Here is a 16122-nt window from a genome sequence, read left to right on the forward strand (position 1 = left end):
TTTTCCTATCCCTTATGCCGGCCCCCCCCCCGGGGGGGCGGCCGCCCCCCCCCGGGCCCCGCCCCCCCCGCCCCCCCCCCCGGGGGGGGGGGGGGCGCCCCCCCCCCCCCCCCCCGCGCCGGTCGCCTGTCGGCCGTCGGCCCTCGGGACGGGTGCGGTGGATCGACCGACTCTGCTGCCGGCCCGGCGGCCTGCCCGAGCTGTGGCCGCTCAGCTGAAGCCGCTCAGCTGTGGCCGACGATGACGGAGATCCCCCAGCCGATGGCGGCGAGCACCGCGGCGAAGCACAGCCCCGCCACCACGTGGCCGACGGGCCCGGCGGTCGGCTGCCCGGTGACAGCCTCGTCCGCCGGAGCCGGTGGGTTGAGGGCGCGCAGGCCGATGGCGAACAGGGCCGGCAGGCCGGCGCCGGCGAGAAGGCCCACCGCGACGATCCGCCACAGCGCGTCCAGGTTGATCCAGGTGTTCACAGGGCCGCCCTGTCGGCGTCGGGTTGCGGGACCACCGAGCCGGTCCAGGTGGCGTTGACGTTCTCCGGTGTCACGGCCTGGTGGCGGGAGGCGACGTAGAAGGCGGTGGAGGCCAGCAGCAACACGAGGAAGATCACCACGACGCCGAGGGTCCCGCCGATCCCGTTCGCGGCCCAGTAGGCCGCGGCGCCGACCCCGCCCGAGGCCGGCAGGGTGAACAGCCAGGCCACCGCCATCCGGCGGGCGACGTTCCAGCGCACCACGGCGTCCTTCTTGCCGACCCCCGCGCCGACGATCGATCCGGTGGCCACATGGGTGGTGGAGAGCGAGTAGCCGAAGTCGGTGGAGGCCAGGATCACCGCGGCCGAGGCCGACTCGGCGGCCATGCCCTGGGGCGACTCGATCTCCAGGAGTCCCTTGCCCAGCGTCCGGATGACCCGCCAGCCACCGATGTAGGTGCCCAGGGCGATCGCCACCGCGCAGGACGTGATCACCCAGGTCGGGGAGGTGGCCCCGGGCTCCAGGGTGCCGTTGGCGATCAGGGCCAGCGTGATGACGCCCATGGTCTTCTGCGCGTCGTTGGTGCCGTGCGCGAGCGAGACCATCGAGGCCGAGCCGACCTGGCCGCGCCGGAAGCCGTGGTCGCGCGGGCCTTCGGACACGCCCCGGGTGAGGCGGTAGACGAGGTGGGTGCCGACCACCGCGACGGTGCCGGCGATGAACGGGGACAGGGTGGCGGGCACGATCACCTTGGACACCAGGCCCTGCCATTTGACGGCCGAGGCACCGGCTGCCGCCATCGTGGCCCCGACGACGCCGCCGACGAGCGCGTGCGAGGAACTGGAGGGGATGCCGAGGTACCAGGTGGTGAGGTTCCACAGGATGCTGCCGGCCAGGCCGGCGAAGACCACGGTGAGGGTCACGTCTCCGCTCTGGACCAAGCCGCCGGCGATGGTCGCCGCGACGGCGGTCGACAGGAACGCGCCGAGCAGGTTCAGCACAGCGGAGACGGCGACCGCCACCCGTGGGCGCAGGGCGTGGGTGGCGATCGAGGTGGCCATGGCGTTGCCGGTGTCGTGGAAGCCGTTGGTGAAGTCGAACCCCAGCGCGGTGGCGACCACCAGAGCCAGGACCGCGTCGTTGCCGGTCACGGGCCCGAACCTAGATCGTCGGCCGCAGCACCGTCATCCGATCGGACCAACGGCGCAGCACCTGAGCACCCGTCGTCAGGCGCCCGCGTACGCGACCGGCGGCCGCGGGAACGCATGCGCGGAGGGGCAAGGCGGTACCGGACGGCGCGGGGCGGAATCTCCCGGTGCGCTCGCCCGTGGCCCGGCGGTGCGACGCCGCCACGGGGAGGCCCTCCGTGATCGGCCGTCAGAAGAGACCGGAGGGTACCGACGGATCCGGCCCGGACGCGCTGGGCGAGGCCTCCCCCGGTGCCGCGCGTCTCTGCCGCATCATGGGCCGGGGGACGGAAGGAGACTCGTGCCGCAGCCTGTCCCGCGGAGCGGCGGATGGCGCCCCTCCCTTCCGCCGCTCCCCGGGCTCACCGTGCTCAGGGGCTACCGGCGCGTCTGGCTGCGCGGTGACCTGCTGGCCGGTGGCACCGTCGCGGCGTACCTCGTGCCGCAGGTCATGGCCTACGCGGGTGTCGCGGGTCTGCCGCCGGTCGCGGGTCTCTGGGCGATCCTGCCGGCGCTGGCCGTGTACGCCTTCGTCGGGTCGTCCCGGCTGCTGTCGGTGGGGCCGGAGTCGACTACGGCGCTGATGACCGCCACCGTGGTCGGGCCGCTGGCCGGCGGGGACGCCGACCGCTACGCGGTGCTCGCCGCCACGCTCGCCGCGGTGGTCGGTGGGCTGTTCGTGCTGGCGTGGCTGGCCCGGCTGGGATTCGTCGCCGACCTGCTCTCGCGGCCGGTCCTGATCGGCTATCTGGCCGGGGTGGCGCTGATCATGATGGTGGACCAGCTGTCCAAGCTCACGGGCGTCGAGGTGGAGGGCGAGGGGTTCGGCCCGCAGCTGCGGTACTTCGTGCGGCACCTCTCGCAGGCGGACATCGGCACCGTCGTCTTCAGCGCGGCGGCGCTGCTCTTCCTCTTCGTCCTCAACCGCTTCCTTCCCCGGCTCCCCGGGCCGCTGCTGGCCGTGGTCCTCGGCACTGCCGTCGTCGCGGTGTTCGGTCTGCAGGACCACGGCATCGCGGTGATCGGCGAGATCCCGGCGGGACTGCCCAGCCCCTCCCTGCCGGACCTGAGCGAGGTGCACCGTCTGCTGCTGCCCGCGGCCGGGGTGCTGCTCGTCGGCTACACCGACGTGATCCTCACGGCGCGGGCCTTCGAGTCCCGGGCCGAGGGCGAGCAGCTGGACGCCGACCAGGAACTGCTCGCCCTGGGCGGGGCCAACCTGGGCGCCGGGTTCCTGCACGGGTTCCCGGTGAGCAGCAGCGCCAGCCGCACCGCGCTCGCGCAGTCGGCCGGCGGGCGCACCCAGGCGTACGCGCTGACGGCGGGCGTGGCCGTGCTCGCCGTGCTGCTGTTCCTGAGCCCGCTGCTGAAGTACACGCCGTCGGCGGTGCTCGGCGCGCTGGTCGTCTTCGCCGCGATCCGGATGATCGACGTGTCGGGGCTGCGCCGGCTGAAGGGGTTCCGGCGCCGGGAGTTCCTGCTGGCGATCGGCTGCCTGGTCGGGGTGCTGGCGCTGGACATCCTGTACGGGGTGCTGGTGGCGGTGGGGTTGTCGGTGGCGGAGCTGCTGAGCCGGGTGGCCCGCCCGCACGACGCCGTCCAGGGCCTGGTGCCCGGTGTTCCCGGCATGCATGACATCGACGACTATCCGCAGGCCCGCACCGTTCCCGGGCTGGTCGTCTACCGCTACGACTCGCCGCTGTTCTTCGCCAACGCGGAGGACTTCCGGCGCCGGGCGCTGGCGGCGGTGGCCGAGGAGACCGGCCCGGTCCGCTGGTTCGTCCTCAACACGGAGGCCAACGTGGAGGTCGACATCACCGCACTGGACTCGGTCGAGGCGCTGCGGGCCGAGCTTGCCGGACGCGGCGTCGTCTTCGCCCTGGCCCGGGTCAAGCAGGACCTGCGGGGCGAGCTGGACGCTTACGGACTGACCGAATCCGTCGGCACGGACCGGATCTTCCCGACCCTGCCCACCGCCGTGGCCGCCTACCAGGCCTGGGCCTCCGGCGGCGGTCCCGGAACGGGGACCACCGGCCGGCGGTGAGGTCCACGGGGACGGGAGCCCTCGTCCGGAATCTCCACGTCTCCGTCGTCGCCACGCCGGTGCACGGCAGCGGCTCAGCCACCGCCGATCCTGCGCCCGGTGATCTCGTCCGCCCGGATCCGCACCCAGAGCGGGCGCTCCCCACCGGCCCACGGGGTGGTCGTGGGCAGCTCGGACAGCCGCCGCACCTCGTCGTCGTCCGTCACGTGTCGCGCCTCGCCGAGGATGAGAACGCTCCAGCCCCGGCTCAGGTGGTCGTCGATCCGGTCGACCTGGAACGACACCGCGGCCCCGTCGTCCGGGGCCGCGCTGCTTCGGGTGGCCGTGCGGAAGACGATGCCCGCGTCGTCCACTGTGTAGTTGACCGGGAAGACCGCCGGTCCCGGCTCGACGGGCAGGGCGATCCGGCCCACGCCGTGGGTGCCGATCTTCTCCCAGCACTCGGCGGCGGTGAGGTGGAGGAGGAGTGGACGCGCAGCCGCCTGTGGCTGCCCCGGCGGGGCGTCGGCACGGCCCTCCAGCAGGTCCTGGTAGGTGAGTCCGAGGGCGGCGGCGATCCGCTGGAAACCGGCCGGGTCGAAATCCGGGCCGGCCGCCAGCAGGTGCTGGAGGTAGCGCGGTGCCATCGCCGCCTGGTACGCCAGCATCTGCTCGGTCAGGCCGAGTCGGGAGCGCCGCTCGGTGATCCTGCGCGCGACGTCTGCGGGATCTGCGGGACGGACGGCGTCGATGTCGTGGTTCTGGTTCACCCTGTGCTCCTTGGCTCGCCGGGTCTCCGGGTCACGTACCTCCGGGTCACGTACGAAAGAGCGCGACCTTGAGGGCACCGTTGGTGCCAGCGTCGGCGAAGAGGTCGTAGGCCTCCTGCATCTCGTCGAGGCCGAACCGGTGGGTGACCAGCCCGGAGACGTCGAGCCGGCCGGCGGCCAGCATGTCGAGCAGCCGCGGGGTGCTGTGCGTGTCGACCAGGCCGGTGGTGATGGTGACGTCACGGATCCAGAGGTCTTCGAGGTGGAGGACGGCCGGCTTGCCGTGCACGCCGATGTTGGCCACCCGCCCGCCGGGGCGCACCACGCGGGTGCAGAGCTCGAACGCGTCGGGGACGCCGACCGCCTCGATCGCCACGTCCGCCCCGAGGCCGTCCGGGCTCAGCGCGCGCACCGCCTCCGGTGCTGCTTCGGCGACGGTGAGTACGGTGTCGGCTCCCATCCGCTTCGCGGCGTCGAGGCGGCTCGTCGCGAGATCGACGGCGATGATGCGGGAGGGGCTGTAGAGCCGGGCGGTGATGATCGCGGCGAGGCCGATCGGGCCCGCGCCGACGACCACGACGCTGTCGCCGGGGCCGATCCGGCCGTTGTGGACTCCGACCTCGTAGGCGGTGGGGAGGATGTCGGCGAGCGGCAGGGCGTTCTCGTCGGTCACGCCTTCGGGCAGCCGGTGGAGGGAGTTGTCCGCGAACGGGGTGCGGACGTACTCGGCCTGCGTGCCGTCGACCAGGTGGCCGAGGATCCAGCCCCCGCCCCCGGTGCACTGGCCGTAGCTCGCGGCGCGGCAGTAGGCGCAGCGGCCGCAGGCGGAGATGCAGGAGACCAGGACCCGGTCTCCTGCCTTGACGGTCCGTACGCCGGAGCCGGTCTCGGTGACGGTGCCGACGGCCTCGTGGCCGAGAACGCGGCCGTCGGCGACCTCGGGGACGTCTCCCTTGAGGATGTGCAGGTCCGTGCCGCAGATGGTGACCGCGTCCACCCGGACGACGGCGTCCTCGGGGTCGCGGAGGGCGGCGTCCGGTACCTCGCCCCAGGTGCGGCGGCCCGGTCCGTGGTAGGTGAGCGCCTTCATGTCCTGATCACTCCTGTCGGACATCGCCGGTGCGGAACGACAGCGGTGCCGTCCTGTCTCCTCCTCCAGCGTTCCCCGTGGAGCGGTTCGCCGCCATGGGCCGGGTGGGACCCGCAGCGGGGCCGATGGGCCCAGGCGGCGCGCCGGCGAGGCAGGGCGCACCCGAGCCGCCGCGTCCGGTCCGGCCATGGCACCCGGCGAACCCCGGATCTCCTCTCCCGCTGCTGCCGGGCGGCGCCGGGCATAGCCTGGACGCAGGCCGAACGCGGTGTCCCTCACGAGCACCGGACTGTCCCGCGGTGCCGCCCCGCGATCCGGAGGTACCTGCCATGAAGAACCCTGTCGTCGTGGGCGTCGACGGCTCGGAGTCGAGCGCGCAGACCGTGGACTGGGCGTCGGACGAGGCGTGGCTGCGGGAGGCGCCCCTCCACGTGGTCCACGCCTGGTTCGGTGAGACCGCGGCCGCACCCGCGGGACGCGAGACACGACTCACCAAGGAAGCGGGCGCCGCCGTGCTCGACGCGGCACGCGAACGGGTCCTGCTCCGGCACCCCGGCGTCGACCTCGCCACCTCCCTGGTGGACGACCACGCACGTGACGCCCTGGCCACGGCCGCCGAGGGCGCGCTGCTCCTCGTGCTCGGCGCGCGGGGTTCGGGGGGCTTTCCCCGGCTCCTGCTCGGCTCGACCAGCCTTCACGCCGCCGCTCACGCCCCCTGCCCGGTCCTCGTGGTGCACCCCACCGAGGCCGGGACCGGCGGCGAGGTGGTGGCGGGTGTCCAGGGCAGAGGACAGGACGAACAGGTCCTCGCGTACGCCTTCGATTCCGCGCGGCGCCGGAACCTCCCCCTGCGCGTGGTCCATGCCTGGGCCTATCCGCTGGTCGCCGGCCCGGGGCACGAGCTCCCGCTGGTCTACGAGGAGGGGCACATCGCCGCCGAGCACGAGCGGCTGCTCTCCGAGGTGCTGGCCGGCTGGCGCGAGCGGTTCCCGGACGTCACGGTCACGGCCACCTCCGTGCGCTCCAATCCGGCCCGGGAGCTGGTCTCCAGGTCCCAGGCGCAGCGGCTGGTCGTCGTCGGCCGGCACGGGGAGCACCGCGGCCCGCTCGGCAGGCTCGGCTCGACCAGCCAGTCGGTCGTGCAGCACGCCCGCTGCACGGTGGCCGTCGTACCGGCCTGAGCCCCGCGAGGGTCTCGGCCGTGGTGCCGTCGAGGATGCTGTGGTTCATCGTGCTCACGCCTCCCGGGTGGCGGCCGGTCGGCGCAGTCGTCGCAGGTAGGGGTCGAACGAGGGCCGGGGTTCCAGTCGGACCCGGGCGTCGACGCAGACGGCGCCGCCGGGGCGGGCGATGAGGGGGTTGAGGTCCGCCTCGACGAGTTGGGGCAGGTCGGCGGCGAGCCGGGAGAGTCTGGCGAGCACGTCGCGGACCGCGGCGAGGTCGGCCGGGGGTGCGCCCTGGTGGCCCAACAGCAGGGGTGCGCCACGGAGTTCGGTGGCCATGGTGGTGAGGTCGTGCTCGGTGAGCGGGGCGAGCCGGGCGGCTCGGTCGGCGAGGACGTCGGCGGCGGTGCCGCCCATGCCGAGGACGACGAGCGGGCCGAAGACCCGGTCCTGCACCACGCCGGCGAGCAGTTCGACACCGGGTGCGGCCATCGGCTGCACGACCGCGCCGCCCAGCTGCCCGCCGAAGCGCTCACCGAACTCGCGGAAGGCGTCTCTGACCTGCGAGTCCGTGGCAAGCCCGGTGCGCACCGCGCCGGCGGCGCTCTTGTGGACCTGGCCGGGCCAGTAGGCCTTCAGTGCGACCTCTCCCCCGTGCCCGAGCCCGCGCAGGCCCTCGGCGGCGGCCACGGCGGTGTGCTCGTCCGGCGCCCAGACCGAGGTGATCAGCGGCAGGCCGTAACTCTCCAGGAGGTCGGTCGTGCTCACCGGGTCGAGCCAGCCGCCGTCCGGGTTGGCCGCGAGGAAGGCGTCGACCATGGACTTGGCGGCCTTCGGGTCGCAGCCGGGCGCGTCGGCCTCGGCGGCGAACGGCTCGGCCAGCCACCGGGCGCGGTCACGGGCGTGGGCCAGGGCCCGGGCGGCGGCCGCCGTGTCGGAGTACGCGGGCAGCAGGCCACCGTCGGCGCAGGTCAGGTAGCGGACGGGCATCTGCTGGTCGAGCAGCACAGCGGCGACCGGGATCCTGCGCCGGGCCGGGCCGTCGAGCAGGGCGCGCACGGGGTCGCGTTCGGCGGTCGTGGTGAGTGCGGTGGGGACGAGGCAGACCAGCAGCGCGTCGACGGCCCTGCCGCGTTCCAACGCCTTCAGGCAGCGGGCCAGTTCGGCCGGCCCGACGGCCGCCGTGGTGTCGACGGGGTTGCGCGCCGACGCACCGTCCGGAAGTGACTCCAGGAGATCGGGCGCGAGTTCGGGCAGCAGGAGACCTGCGTCCGTGCAGGCGTCCGCGGCCAGGATGCCGATGCCGCCGGCGTTGGAGACCACCGCGACCGCGCCGCGCGGAGCGGGCAGCGGCTGGGCGTGCAGCAACGCTGCCGTCCCGACGAGTTCGTCGATGCTGTGGGCCGCGGTGATCCCGGCTTGCCGGAACAGCGCCTCACGGGTGACGGTCGGGGTGGCGGCCGCCGCCGTGTGCGAGGCGGCGCCCCGGCGCCCCGCCGGCGAGCGTCCGGCGTCGACGGTCAGGACGGGCAACTTCCGGGTGACGCGGCGGGCGGTTCGGGCGAAGGCCCTCGGGCTGCCGAAGGACTCCAGGTGCAGCAGCGCCAGGTCGGTGCGGCCGTCACCCTCCCACCACTGGAGCAGGTCGTTGCCGCTGACGTCGTACTTGTCGCCGAGCGAGACGAAGCCGGAGACGCCGATGCCGAGCCAGGCCAGCCGCTCCAGCAAGGCGATGCCGACGCCGCCGGACTGGACGGCCACTCCGGCGCTCCCGGGCAGCGGGAACGCGCCGCCGAACTCGGCGTCCAGCCTGACGTCGGGATCGGTCTGCGCGACGCCCAGGCTGTTGGGGCCGACCAGCCTCATGCTGTACCGGCGGCAGGACCGCATCAGCTGCCGTGACTCGCCCTGCCCGAGGCCGGCAGTGAGTACCACCAGCGCCCGGACGCCCGCCCGGCCGCACTCCTCGGCCACGCCCGCCACCGCGGCCGGGGGCACGGCCAGCACCACGAGGTCCGGGTTGGCCGGCAGGGCGCGCACCGACGGGTACGCGCGCTCGCCCGCGACCTCCTCCGCGCGTGGATTGACCGCCCACACGGGCCCGGCGAAGCCGCCCTCGCGGATCTTCCGCAGCACGGTCTGCCCGACCGACCCCGGCCGGCGCGACGCCCCCACGACCGCGACCGAGGCCGGCCGCAGCAGCGGGCCCAGGCTGGCGACGTCCGCGCGGCGGCCGCGCTCGTCGACCGCCTCGCGGTAGTGCTCGTCCGCCTCGTCGAGCGGCACCCGCACCCGGATCTCGCCCTGTTCGAGGCGGCGGTGCACGGGCAGCCCGAGGTCGGCGAAGACGCGGTGGACCGCCCGGTTGCCGGCCAGCGTGTCGGCCTCGAAGACCCGGACACCCCGGCTGCGCGCCGCGTGGACCAGGTACTCCAACAGCAGGGTCGCCACTCCCCGGCGGTGCCACTCGTCGGCCACCGCCAGCGCCAGTTCGGCAGCGTCCGGGCGGTCGTCCAGGATCCCGCAGTCCGCCTCCCCGACCAGGTCGTCGCCCGCCCATGCACCCAGGGCGAGCAGCCCGGGGCGGTCGGCGCCGCACAGCCGCTCGGCGGCCAGCCGCGGTGCGGTGCGGCTGGCGCCGAAGAAGCGCAGCCGCCGGCTCTCGGCGGACATCCGGTTCGCGTGCAGGTCGAGGACGGCCTCCCGGTCCGACGGGGCGATCGGGCGGATCTCGACCGTCGTGCCGTCGGCGATCAGCGCCTCGGCGGTCGGCGGCAGGTGCGGAACGGACATGGCCTCTCTCCTCGGCGGCCCCGGCGGTCAGGACATCTCCAGCGTCCGCACACCCGCTCCTCCCGGGAAGGGCCGACCGGCCCACCATCCGGCCGGGTACCGGCGGACCGTTCAGTACCCCGCACGGCCCGGTCGGCGCTCGCCGTGAGGTCCCCGCTCACCGACCATGGAACTGTGCCGGCCGTTCGGCGCCGCTGCAGCGCCCCCGGCGGACCGGGCCGTGAAGGGAGAAGTCCATGCCCATGACAGCATCAGGCGGGGAGCCGCCGCAGGACCGTCCGTCCCGATCCCACGACGGCGGGGACGACCAGGCCGGTCCCGGCGACATCGGCCGCCGGATCGCCCTGCGTCGTCGGCAGCTCGGGCTCAGCCGTGCGGAGACGGCGGAGAAAGCCGGCATGGCAGAAGGCTTCCTGGAGTATCTGGAATCCTCGCCGGCCGCCGTCGAGACCGGGCCGCTGATCAGACTCGCCGACGCACTCGGGACCTCCGCCGCACAGCTGCTCGGCGGCGGGCTCGACCGGCCGACCGGGTCGGCCGCGGCCGCCGCCCACCCGGTCCTGACCGAGCTGTCGGCCCCGGAATGCTGGGGCAGGCTGGCACCGGGCGGCGTCGGGCGGGTCGCGCTGAGCACTCCGGAAGGGCCTGTCGTGCTGCCGGTCAACTACCGCGTGCTCGACGGCACCCTGCTCTTCCGCACCGCCGCCGGGAGCACCCTCGCCGCCACCCCGGGAAGCCGGATCGCCGTGGAGGTCGACCGGATCGACGAGGCGTCGCGCACCGGCTGGAGCGTCCTGGCCGTCGGGGAGGCCACCGCCTTCGACGAACCGGAGGCCGTCGAGCACCTCGTCCGGCGCGGCAACCCGGACCCGTGGGCGGGCGGGCCGCGCGACGTGTGGGTGCGGATCAGGCCGACATCCGTCACCGGCCGGGCCATCCACACGGAGGAGGAGGCGGCGGCTGCGGACGACGGCCGGTGAGCGGGCCGACGACCCGTTGCGCAGACTGGAAGGACGCCGACAGCACGGAGGCCGCCGCGTGGAACCGGACAGCCCCGCCGCGGGCCGGGCGGACGCCCTGATGCCCGACCCCTGGGCGCTCCGCTACCAGGGCTTCGACCCCGCGCAGGAGGGACTGCGGGAGGCCCTGTGCGCGGTCGGCAACGGCTACGTCGTCAGCCGCGGCGCCGCACCCGAGTCGGTCGCCGACGGCGTCCACTACCCGGGCACCTACCTCGCCGGCTGCTACGACCGCGCCTCCTCGACGGTCGCGGGCCGCACGGTCACCAACGAGGACCTGATCAACACCCCGAACTGGCTGTCACTGACCTTCCGCCCGCCCGGCGGCGAGTGGTTCACCGGCCCGCCGGCCGAGCAGAGCCTGGAGCTGGACCTGCGATGCGGGCTGCTGACCCGTCGCGCCCTGGTCGTCGACGCCGAGGGGCGGCGGACCCGGCTGGTGCAGCGCCGCCTCGCCAGCCAGGCACAACGGCATCTGCTCGCCCTGGAGACCACGCTGACCGCGGAGAACTGGTCCGGCCTGCTGGAGATCCGTTCCGCCCTGGACGGCACCGTGGCCAACACCGGGGTCGCCCGCTACCGCGGCCTGACCGCCCGCCACCTGGTACCGGCCGGCCAGGGCCTGGACGGGGACGGGCCGCTCTGGCTGGAGGTCGCAGCCGCCGGTTCGCCGCTGCACATCGCACTCGCGGCGCGGAGCCGCCTGCACCGGGCGGGCGAAGCCGTCGGCTGCGGCCGTCGCGGCGAGTTCCGGGAGGGCTGGGCGGCCCAGACCCTGACCGCGGACATCCGGGCCGGCCACCCGCTGACCGTGGAGAAGACGGTCGCCGTCCACACCTCACGCGACCCGGCGATCGAGGCTCCCCTGCACGCCTCGCGCCTCCTGGTCGCGCGGGCCCCGGGATTCGAGGGGATCCTGGCCGACCACTCCCTCCGCTGGGGCGAACTGTGGCGCCGATGCCGGATCGAGGCGGACTTCGAGGGCGCCGGCCCGCTGCACCTGAACCTGTTCCACCTGCTCCAGACGTACTCCGAGCACTCCGCCGACCTCGATGTCGGCATCCCGGCCCGGGGGCTCCACGGCGAGGCCTACCGGGGTCACGTCTTCTGGGACGAGCTGTTCGTCCTCCAACTGCTCAACCTGCGGTTCCCCGAGCTGGCGCGAGCCGTCCTGCGCTACCGCCACCGCCGCCTGGAGGCGGCCCGCCAGGCCGCCCGCGAGGCCGGGCTTCGCGGCGCGATGTACCCGTGGCAGAGCGCGAGCGACGGCCGCGAGGAGTCCCAGCGGCTCCACCTCAACCCGCTCTCCGGCCGCTGGCTGCCCGACCACAGCCACCTCCAGCGACACGTCGGCTCGGCCGTCGCCTACAACATCTGGCAGTACTACCAGGCCACCGGCGACCTGGACTTCCTGGCCGAAGCCGGCGCCGAAACGCTCCTGGAGATCGCCCGGTTCTGGTCCTCGGCCGCCACCTACGACCCCCGGCGGGACCGCTACTCGATCCGCGGGGTAGTGGGCCCGGACGAGTACCACGACGCCTACCCGTGGGCGGACGACCCAGGCCTGGACGACAACGCGTACACCAACGTGCTGGCCTCCTGGGTGCTCGCCCGCGCCCTCGACACCGTCCGCGTCCTGCCCGGCTACCGGCGCGACGAGCTGCTCGAACGACTGGCCCTCGACGACACCGAACTCGGCCGCTGGCGCGAGGTCGGGCGGCGGCTGCACGTCCCCTTCCACGACGGTGTGCCGAGCCAGTTCGACGGCTACGAGCGACTCGCCGAACTGGACTGGGCCGCCTACCGGTACCGCTATCCCGACCTGCGCCGGCTCGACCGGATCCTGGAGGCCGAGGGCGACACCGCCAACCGCTACCGGGTGTCCAAACAGGCGGACGTCCTCATGCTCTGGTACCTGTTCTCCGCCCACGAGGTCCGCGACCTGCTACGCCGGCTCGGCTACCCCGCCGGTCACGAACTGCTGCGCCGCACCACCGCCTACTACCTGCGCCGCACGGTGCACGGCTCCACGCTCAGCTCCGTGGTCCACGCGTGGGTCCTCACCCGCTCCGACCGCCGCGCCTCCTGGCGGCACTTCCGCGACGTCCTGGTCGCCGACCTCCGGGACGCCCAGGGCGGCACCACGGCCGAGGGCGTCCACCTCGGTGCCATGGCCGGCGCGGTCGACCTGCTGCAACGCTGCTACACCGGCCTGGAGATCCGCGAGGACGCACTCTGGCTGGACCCGCACATGCCGTCCGCCCTCGGCCGGATCGAGCTGGAGCTGCGCTACCGCGGCCACTGGGGCGTGGTGATCGCCACCGACCGCCGGGCGGTCACGGTGAGCCTGCGGGCGGGCTGCCAGGCGCCCGTCCAGATCCGGTTCCGGGGCGCCCCGACGCTCGTCCGGCCCGGCGAGAGCCGTGCCTTCCCGCTCTGAGGCCGTCGGCGATCCGCTGTCAACACCGCCCGGACGTCTTCCGCCGGGGCCGGAACGACCGGTGCCCCGTTCGGTCCGACCCGACCGTTGGGCCGATCGGCCCTCCCGCCGAGCCCCCCGTTCCTCCTGGCGTGGGAACGGAACCGGCCATAGCGTGGAAACAGGACCGGTCATCGCGGGCCGGCCGTCGGGTGGAGGAGCCATGACATCCGCCAGCAGGAACCGTCCGATCGTCCTCGGTGTGGACGCCGTCGCCCCGGGGGCGACAGCGCTGGCCTGGGCCGCCGACGAGGCCGACCGCCGCAGGCTGCAGCTGCGGATGGTCCACGCCGTTGTGCCACTCCCCCACGACGTACGTGCCTTCGCCGGGGGCGCCTACCACAAGGAGCTGCGCGAGCGCGGCGACCAGGCCCTGGACGAAGCCACCGCCCTCGCCCTCCAGCGGCACCCCGGCCTGTCGGTGGCGACGGCCGTCAGCGAGGACGTCCCCGCCCCGATGCTCTGCCGGGAGTCCGCCCACGCCGAATTGGTCGTCCTGGGCTCGCGCCGGCTGAACCGCCTGGAGGAGATGCTGAGCAGCTCCTCGGTGACCGTGCCGGTGAGCGCCCAGGCCCACTGCCCGGTGGCCGTCGTCCACGAACCGGAGCATGCCACCCAGGACCCGCCGTACCTCGTGGTCGGCGTGGACGGCAGCCCGTCCTCCGCCGCGGCCGTCGACTTCGCCTTCGACCTCGCCGAACGGCGCGGGGCCGCGCTGCGCGCCGTCTGGGTCTGGCAGTCGCACCTGATCGGCCGTCTCGACGAGGAGGAGGCCGTCCGGACCCTGCGGCGGCTGCTGGACGAGACCACGGCCGGACGCCGGGCCCTCCACCCCGACATGGCGCCCACGCACGAGGTGGTGCACGGCCACCCCGTCGAGGAGCTGGCCAAGGCCTCCGCGCACGCCCTCGGCGTCGTGGTGGGACGCCGCGGGCGCGGCGGGTTCACCGGTATGCGGCTCGGGTCCGTCCCGCATGGCTTGCTGCACCGCGCCCACTGCCCGGTCTTCACCGTCCCCGCTCCGCCCGAGGGCGGGCACTGAGCGGCGGGCACTGAGCACGGCCGTCAGGGTCGGGGCCGCCCGCCGTCGGGGCCGCTCCCCTCGCTGGCTCACGGCCCGCGGTCACACGATGGAGGGACCGGACAACACTCCGCCCCCATCTGGCGGGCGGTGAACACCGACCGGACCGGCCCCGCGGGCCGCCCCTGAAGGAACGGACCTGGACATGGACGAGCGCACCGCACCCCCGGCAACGCGGACCAAACGGTGGACCCTTCGGCTGGACCTCTTTGAGGAGGGGGACACCACCAAGGTGCACGCTGTGCTCGACACCGGTGACAACACACTGGAGAGTCGGACCACGGCGCACCGCAACCCGCACGACGGCCCCGTGCCGGAGATCGGCGACGAGTACGCCGCCGGGCGTGCCCTGGTGGACCTCGGGCACCAACTTCTCCGCGCCGGACGGACGGACGCGGCCGCCAACGACACTCGGCCGGATTCCTGACTCGCGGACCCGGCCCCGATCGTCACGGGCCCGCCGGGGCACGCCCAGGCGAAGACATCGGCTTCGGCAATCCATCGGAGGACATCGTGAACGGACCTGTCGTGGCGGGCTTCGACGGGTCGCCCGAGAGCGTCTCCGCCACCGAGTGGGCGGCCCGCGAGGCGCTGCACCGCCGCCTGCCCCTGGAACTCGTGCAGGCGTGGCCGTGGCCCAGGACCGACGTGCTGGGCACCGCCGACGCCGTCACCTGGAGCAGGCAGCAGCTGGCCTTCCGGGAGGCCGACCTGCGGGCCCGGTTCCGGGGAGCCGAGGTGACCTCCGCCCACGTGCCGGAGGACCCCGCCACGGCGCTGGAGGCCGCGGGCCGGGACGCCACGATGCTGGTCCTCGGGTCGCGCGGGCTCAGCACGCTGCGCGGCTTCCTGGTCGGGTCCGTGAGTCAGGAAGTCCTCCGGCGGGCGGCATGCCCGGTGGTACTCGTCCGGGCCGACGACTCCCCGGACCGCGCAGCCGAGCGCGATGTCGTCCTCGGCCTGGACCTCCGGCACGCGTGCGACGCCGTGATCGCGTTCGCCTTCGAGGCCGCCGCCCTGCACGCGGCACCACTGCGCGCCGTCCACGCCTGGGACCCGCCGAACGGCAGCGCGTACATGGCGTTCGCGGCGATCGGCAGCACGGCCGAGGATCTCGCGCTGGCCGAGCGGAAGGAGCTCACGGACGCACTGCAGCCCTGGCGGGACCGCTACCCACAAGTGCCGGCGACACCGGACCTGGTCCGTGGGAGTGCCGCCGGGGTCATCGTCGGGCAAGCGGCCCGGGCCGGGCTCGTGGTGGTCGGCCGTCGCACTCACCGCGCGCCGATCGGCACGCACATCGGGCCGGTGGCCCACGCCGCCATCCACCACGTCCACTGCCCGGTCGCGGTCGTCTCCTACAGCTGACGCACCGACCACGGCTGACGCACCGGCCTTCCGGCACCGGGGGCCCTCGGCGGCACGGTCAGGGCCGAACGGCCCACGCCCGGTACGCGAGCGGCCCGGCACGCTGGAAGGCAGAGGTGAGAACCATGCACACAGTGATCGTGTACGAGAGCATGTACGGCAACACCCGCGAGATCGCCGAGGCGATCGCCGAGGGCGTCCACGACGCCGACCCGGACGCCGCGGTCGACTGCATCCCCGTGGCGGAGGCCGGCGCCGACGTGACGCGGACCGCCGATCTCCTGGTGGTCGGTGGACCGACCCACATGCACGGCATGTCCTCAGGTCTCAGCCGCCGGCTGGCCGCCACCGCCGAGGCGAGGAAGGAGGGACACGAGGACGCCGCGAGGGAGGCCGCCGCGACCGCGGGGGGCCAAAGCCTGCGCTCCTGGTTCCACGACCTCCCGAAGACCGAACCCGGCACCCACGCGGCGGCCTTCGACACCCGCGCCGACATGCGGATGAGCGGCAGCGCGGCCCAAGGCATCGCACAGCGGCTCTCCCGCCACCACTACGACGTGGTGGCCGAGCCCGAGGGCTTCATCGTCGACGAGGCCGACGGCCCCCTGCGTGCCGGCGAACGGGACCGGGCCAGGGCATGGGGCGCGGCGCTGGTCTGAGGCACCGGCCGACGCACTGT

General features: G+C 74.4%; 13 protein-coding genes. 8 read left to right on the forward strand and 5 right to left on the reverse strand.

The genetic code is table 11. The features are described from left to right. Positions 1-224: 224 nt before the first annotated feature. Both ACZ3YO_RS18490 and ACZ3YO_RS18495 read right to left on the reverse strand, forming a co-directional pair. Positions 225-470 (reverse strand): hypothetical protein, encoded by a 246-nt coding sequence (locus tag ACZ3YO_RS18490; RefSeq protein ID WP_465570284.1) that lies wholly within the window; start codon positions 468-470, stop codon positions 225-227. Continuing rightward, on the reverse strand, positions 467-1621 hold the full coding sequence (locus ACZ3YO_RS18495) for an inorganic phosphate transporter (protein WP_465570286.1): 1155 nt from the start codon (positions 1619-1621) through the stop codon (positions 467-469). Before ACZ3YO_RS18495 ends, ACZ3YO_RS18490 begins: the two co-directional genes overlap by 4 nt. A 337-nt stretch (positions 1622-1958) precedes the next feature. Here ACZ3YO_RS18495 and ACZ3YO_RS18500 point away from each other — a divergent pair, with 337 nt between their 5' ends. Then, entirely contained in the window at positions 1959-3701 is a 1743-nt protein-coding gene (locus ACZ3YO_RS18500) for a SulP family inorganic anion transporter (protein ID WP_465570288.1), read from the forward strand. Between the two features lie 74 nt (positions 3702-3775). Here ACZ3YO_RS18500 and ACZ3YO_RS18505 read toward each other — a convergent pair whose 3' ends face one another. After that, complete coding sequence (locus ACZ3YO_RS18505) at positions 3776-4450, reverse strand: pyridoxamine 5'-phosphate oxidase family protein (RefSeq protein ID WP_465570289.1); 675 nt, start codon at positions 4448-4450, stop codon at positions 3776-3778. Between the two features lie 46 nt (positions 4451-4496). Beyond that, positions 4497-5540, reverse strand: coding sequence for a zinc-dependent alcohol dehydrogenase family protein (locus ACZ3YO_RS18510; RefSeq protein WP_465570290.1), 1044 nt, complete (start codon positions 5538-5540; stop codon positions 4497-4499). Between the two features lie 329 nt (positions 5541-5869). Between ACZ3YO_RS18510 and ACZ3YO_RS18515 the strand changes: the two genes are divergently transcribed. Then, positions 5870-6721, forward strand: a complete 852-nt coding sequence (locus ACZ3YO_RS18515; RefSeq protein WP_465570291.1) for a universal stress protein — start codon at positions 5870-5872, stop codon at positions 6719-6721. Positions 6722-6775: 54 nt separating this feature from the next. Here the strand turns inward: ACZ3YO_RS18515 and ACZ3YO_RS18520 are convergent, their stop codons facing one another. Then, positions 6776-9496, reverse strand: coding sequence for a bifunctional acetate--CoA ligase family protein/GNAT family N-acetyltransferase (locus ACZ3YO_RS18520; protein WP_465570293.1), 2721 nt, complete (start codon positions 9494-9496; stop codon positions 6776-6778). A gap of 242 nt (positions 9497-9738) precedes the next feature. On the opposite strand from ACZ3YO_RS18520, the gene ACZ3YO_RS18525 reads away from it, so the two are divergent. The 6 genes from ACZ3YO_RS18525 to ACZ3YO_RS18550 all read left to right on the forward strand — a co-directional run bounded on the left by ACZ3YO_RS18525 (position 9739) and on the right by ACZ3YO_RS18550 (position 16102). Continuing rightward, positions 9739-10476, forward strand: a complete 738-nt coding sequence (locus tag ACZ3YO_RS18525) for a helix-turn-helix domain-containing protein (protein WP_465570295.1) — start codon at positions 9739-9741, stop codon at positions 10474-10476. Positions 10477-10534: 58 nt separating this feature from the next. Next, a complete protein-coding gene (locus tag ACZ3YO_RS18530; RefSeq protein ID WP_465570296.1) occupies positions 10535-12955 on the forward strand; it encodes a glycoside hydrolase family 65 protein in 2421 nt (806 codons plus the stop codon). A gap of 202 nt (positions 12956-13157) precedes the next feature. Continuing rightward, positions 13158-14036 carry a universal stress protein gene (locus ACZ3YO_RS18535; protein WP_465570298.1) on the forward strand — a complete coding sequence of 293 codons (879 nt, stop codon included), beginning with the start codon at positions 13158-13160 and terminating at the stop codon, positions 14034-14036. A 184-nt stretch (positions 14037-14220) separates the two neighbouring features. Continuing rightward, the gene (locus tag ACZ3YO_RS18540) at positions 14221-14502 is read left to right on the forward strand and encodes a dsRBD fold-containing protein (RefSeq protein WP_465570300.1); all 282 of its coding nucleotides are present in this window, start codon (positions 14221-14223) and stop codon (positions 14500-14502) included. 86 nt (positions 14503-14588) lie between these two features. Further along, positions 14589-15443 (forward strand): universal stress protein, encoded by an 855-nt coding sequence (locus tag ACZ3YO_RS18545; RefSeq protein ID WP_465570302.1) that lies wholly within the window; start codon positions 14589-14591, stop codon positions 15441-15443. 125 nt (positions 15444-15568) lie between these two features. Next, positions 15569-16102: a flavodoxin family protein gene (locus ACZ3YO_RS18550; protein WP_465570304.1), complete on the forward strand. Its 534-nt coding sequence runs from the start codon at positions 15569-15571 to the stop codon at positions 16100-16102. Positions 16103-16122 lie beyond the last annotated feature (20 nt).

It is taken from the genome of Kitasatospora sp. NPDC022785 (assembly GCF_055561295.1).

Coding starts and splice junctions, on each gene's coding strand:
- ACZ3YO_RS18510 (WP_465570290.1), bottom strand. CDS start 5,540: ATGAAGGCGCTCACCTACCACGGACCGGGCCGCCGCACCTGGGGCGAG.
- ACZ3YO_RS18515 (WP_465570291.1), top strand. CDS start 5,870: ATGAAGAACCCTGTCGTCGTGGGCGTCGACGGCTCGGAGTCGAGCGCG.
- ACZ3YO_RS18520 (WP_465570293.1), bottom strand. CDS start 9,496: ATGTCCGTTCCGCACCTGCCGCCGACCGCCGAGGCGCTGATCGCCGAC.
- ACZ3YO_RS18525 (WP_465570295.1), top strand. CDS start 9,739: ATGACAGCATCAGGCGGGGAGCCGCCGCAGGACCGTCCGTCCCGATCC.
- ACZ3YO_RS18535 (WP_465570298.1), top strand. CDS start 13,158: ATGACATCCGCCAGCAGGAACCGTCCGATCGTCCTCGGTGTGGACGCC.
- ACZ3YO_RS18540 (WP_465570300.1), top strand. CDS start 14,221: ATGGACGAGCGCACCGCACCCCCGGCAACGCGGACCAAACGGTGGACC.
- ACZ3YO_RS18550 (WP_465570304.1), top strand. CDS start 15,569: ATGCACACAGTGATCGTGTACGAGAGCATGTACGGCAACACCCGCGAG.